Annotated in this window: 3 protein-coding genes; all 3 read right to left on the reverse strand. The window is 65.9% G+C overall.

Translation table 11 applies throughout. The features are described 5' to 3' along the window. Nucleotides 1-53: 53 nt before the first annotated feature. Genes DBR22_RS04495 through DBR22_RS04505 form a run of 3 tightly spaced genes read right to left on the reverse strand, consistent with a single transcriptional unit; the run spans nt 54 to nt 3,329 of the window. Complete coding sequence (locus DBR22_RS04495; protein WP_108597976.1) at nt 54-1,220, reverse strand: ABC transporter permease; 1,167 nt, start codon at nt 1,218-1,220, stop codon at nt 54-56. Further along, entirely contained in the window at nt 1,217-2,371 is a 1,155-nt protein-coding gene (locus DBR22_RS04500; protein ID WP_108597978.1) for an ABC transporter permease, read from the reverse strand. The genes DBR22_RS04495 and DBR22_RS04500 overlap by 4 nt, the downstream gene beginning before the upstream one ends. 19 nt (nt 2,372-2,390) lie before the next feature. Next, nucleotides 2,391-3,329 carry an ABC transporter ATP-binding protein gene (locus DBR22_RS04505; protein WP_108597977.1) on the reverse strand — a complete coding sequence of 313 codons (939 nt, stop codon included), beginning with the start codon at nt 3,327-3,329 and terminating at the stop codon, nt 2,391-2,393. Nucleotides 3,330-3,498 lie beyond the last annotated feature (169 nt).

Below are 3,498 nucleotides of genomic sequence, written 5' to 3' on the forward strand. Positions count from 1 at the left end.
GCCTCAAGGCCCGCAGCCGGGTCCGGCTCCGCAGGCTCCGGCGTCGCCGAATCCTACAGGGCCCGGCTGAGGCTCCGCCGAAGCAACAGCGCGCCCAGCACCAGCAGCCCCGTAGCCATGGCGGCGAGGACGCCCAGTTGCGGAAGGATCTCCGTCAACCCGCCGTCGTGCCGCTGGATCTCGGCGAAGGCGTCGTAGGCCCAGCGGTGCGGCGTGGCACGGGAGACGGTCTGAAGGCTCTCGGAGAAGAACTCCGGCGGCACCATGGAACCGCCCAGGCCCGCGAGCACCAGTCCGAGCCCCACGCCGATCCCGGATGCAGCGGAGTCGTTGTCCAGTACCGAGCCGATGACCATGGCAGCCGCAGCGGCCACGGCGGAGAAGACGGCCAGGATCAGGCCGGCCAGGAGGGGATTTCCCCAGTCGACGCCGAACAGCAGGGCGGTGCCGAGCATGATGTAGCCGCCCTGGACCACAGCGATGCCAAAACGGCCCAGCGCCTGTCCGGCAATCACCCGCCAACTGGTCACGGGAGCTGCCAGGACGCGTGCGATGACCCCCAGCCTGCGGGCCTGGATCAGGGTGGTTGAACCGGTAAGGGAGCTCAGGAAGACGAAGAGCAGCAGCTGCTGGGCAGCGCCCAGATCGAACTTGCCCAGACCTGTGAAAACCTGTGAGACGTTGTCCGTATCAACGATCTCCAGCCGGGGAGGCTGCACCGAGGCGCTGGCTTGCTTCAGGGCTTCGGCCGCCTGCGCGGGGTCGATTCCGGCATTCTCAAGGACGGTCTGCTGCCGCTGTTCAGTGGCCACGGCCTGCACGGAAGCGCGCACCCACTGCAGCGCCGCCTGGGCACCTGATTGGGAGGACATCACCACCTCAAGATCAGCCGGCAGGCCGGCATCGAAAGCTGTGGCGGCGGCGTCGCTGATGAAAACCCCGACGTCGGTCCGCCCGCGGCTCAGCTCCGCCCTCACTGATTCCGGGCGGCCGGAGCTGACCTTCAGTCCATCCGCCGCCAGCTTCCCGGTGAGCTGCTTCGCCAGTTCCGAACCTGTCCCGCCCGCCAGCGAAACGTGGGCCTGTCCGCTGCCGGCACCGAACTGGGAGCCCAGCAGCAGTATCAGGAGCAGGGGAAAGATGAACACGAAGAAGACGTTCGACCTGTCGCGGAGGAAACGCCGGATTTCCACGCCCCCGATGGCAAGGATGCTGTTCATGCGCGGGTTCCCCTGTCCGGTACGAGCCTGGATGCCAGCGTGCAGACCGCGGCGAAGCCCAGCATGACGGCCAGCGGAACCGCCACCTCCGCTGGTCCGCCGCCACCCGCAGAGATGCCCAGACCGCGGATGAACGCGCCGACAGGGTTTAAGTCCATGATGGTGGCGATAACGCCCGAGGCTTCAATGGGGAAAAACGCACCACCGGCGATCCCCAGGACCATGGCGACGATGGACTGGACAATGTTGGCCTGCTCCGCGGACCGGACCAGGCGGGCGACGATGAAAGTCATGCTGGTGGCTGCTGCCGCGACGCTCACGACGAGGAGTCCAATCACCAGCGGGGAACCGAAGGACACACCGAACAGCAGTGTCCCCACGACGAGCAGCACTGTTGTTGCCGCGATGCCGAGTATGAATCCCACGAGAGCTTTTGCAGTGATGATTGACCCGGCCGGCACGGGGGTCGATTTCAGGCGGGCCAACGTGCCTTGCTCCCGTTCGGCCAGCAGCCCCAGGACCCCGAATCCGACCGTGAACAGCAGGAAGAGCCCCGTCTGGCCCGCGACGAGCGTGCCCCGCAGCGAGAGCTGTTCCGCAGACGCCTGGCCCTCAGACATCGTCAGTGCAGGGTGCCCTGCCGCTGTCTGCTGGCCCAGGTTGGCGAGTGAATCGCGGGGGAGCCCGGCAAGTTCCCCGGCGGCGGCAGTGACGGCCCCCGCGCCAAACTGGTCCAGGAGGCCGTCCACCACCGAGATCAGAACGTCCTTTTCGAGCCCTCCCTGACCGCCTTCGACCACCTGTACGGTGATGGCCCGGCCCGAGGTGACCGCGGCGGTAAATTCCGCCGGAATGACCAAACCCAGTGCGGCCCCGCTGGTTCGGGTCTCCTGGCGGACATCCGCGCCGGGGACGTGCCTGACGGTGACGTCCATCATCGGCAATGAATCGACGGCATCGAGCAGCGCGCCACCCAGCGGCCCGGCGTCTTCAGCGCTGGCAATCACGGTGGCAGGCTTGAGATCCACAGTCTCGTTGCCGAGGCCTCCGAAGGCAAGGTTCAGGACGCCCATGAGGGATAGGGGAACGAGCAGGGAGTAGATGAAGACAGACTTGTCTCGAACGCGTTGCCTGAGGTCATTGACGACCATTGTCCAGATGTTCCGCATGTCAGTCCCGTAAGGCTTTGCCGGTCAGGTGCAGAAACACCGATTCCAGGTCCGGCCGGGCAATCTCGACAGCTGTCAGGGCCATTCCCGCGTCGCCGGCGCCCGTAACGAGTGCCGGCAGGTTCCTCGGTCCGTCCTGGACTGTGAGAATTAACCCCGCCCCGTCGCCGTCGACCTTCTGCACTCCCGGCGCGGCCCTCAGTGCCGCCGCTGCTGCGCTGGTGTTGCCGCTTCCGCGGAGGTTGATGCGGTCCAGGCCCCCGGTCAACCTCACCAGTTGGTCCCGGGTCCCCTCCGCCTGGACCGTGCCCTCGTCGATGATGGCGATCCGGTCGCACAACCGTTCCGCCTCCTCCATGTAGTGGGTGGTGTACAGGACGGCCATGCCCTCAGTGGCCAGCCCTTCCACGGACTCAAGGATGGAGTTGCGGGACTGCGGATCCACGCCCACTGTCGGTTCATCCAGGATCAGCAGCGTGGGCCGGTGCAGCAGGCCGATCCCGATGTTCAGGCGGCGCTTCATGCCTCCAGAGAACTTCTTGACCTGTTCGCCGGCGCGGTCCGCCAGGCCAATGAGTTCGAGCACCTCATCAATCCTTGTCCGGAGTTCTTTGCGGGGGAGCCCCTGCAGGCTGCCGAAGAACCGCAGGTTTTCCCGTGCAGTCAGGTCCGGGTAGATCGCGAGCTCCTGGGGCACCAGGCCGATGTTTCCCTTGGGCGCCGTGGTGGACGGGGTCATGGTTTCACCCGCCACCTTCACCGACCCGGCATCCGCAGGGATCAGCCCGGCCACCATGGAAATGATCGTGGTCTTTCCTGCACCGTTCGGTCCAAGCAGCCCGTATGTTTCCCCGGCCCGTATCTGGAAGGAAACACCATCCACCACGGTCCGTTCGCCGTAACGCTTGACCAAGCCATCAACCGCCAGAACATCTGCCATGCACTGAAGCGTACCGGCTAGGTCCGAAGACCTCTGGCAGCCTCCGAGTGGCCGCATTAGTGTCAAGGAATGACCTTTGCCGCTTTGAGAACGTCCATTGCGCGTTTCCCGCTGGTTGCTGCCACGGTGGCGGCCGGACTGGTCGTTGCAGTGCTCCTGGGAGCGGCGC

The sequence above is a fragment of the Arthrobacter sp. HMWF013 genome, from assembly GCF_003061105.1.
Classification (GTDB): Bacteria; Actinomycetota; Actinomycetes; order Actinomycetales; family Micrococcaceae; genus Arthrobacter.

Coding starts and splice junctions, on each gene's coding strand:
- DBR22_RS04495 (WP_108597976.1), bottom strand. CDS start 1,220: ATGAACAGCATCCTTGCCATCGGGGGCGTGGAAATCCGGCGTTTCCTC.
- DBR22_RS04500 (WP_108597978.1), bottom strand. CDS start 2,371: ATGGTCGTCAATGACCTCAGGCAACGCGTTCGAGACAAGTCTGTCTTC.
- DBR22_RS04505 (WP_108597977.1), bottom strand. CDS start 3,329: ATGGCAGATGTTCTGGCGGTTGATGGCTTGGTCAAGCGTTACGGCGAA.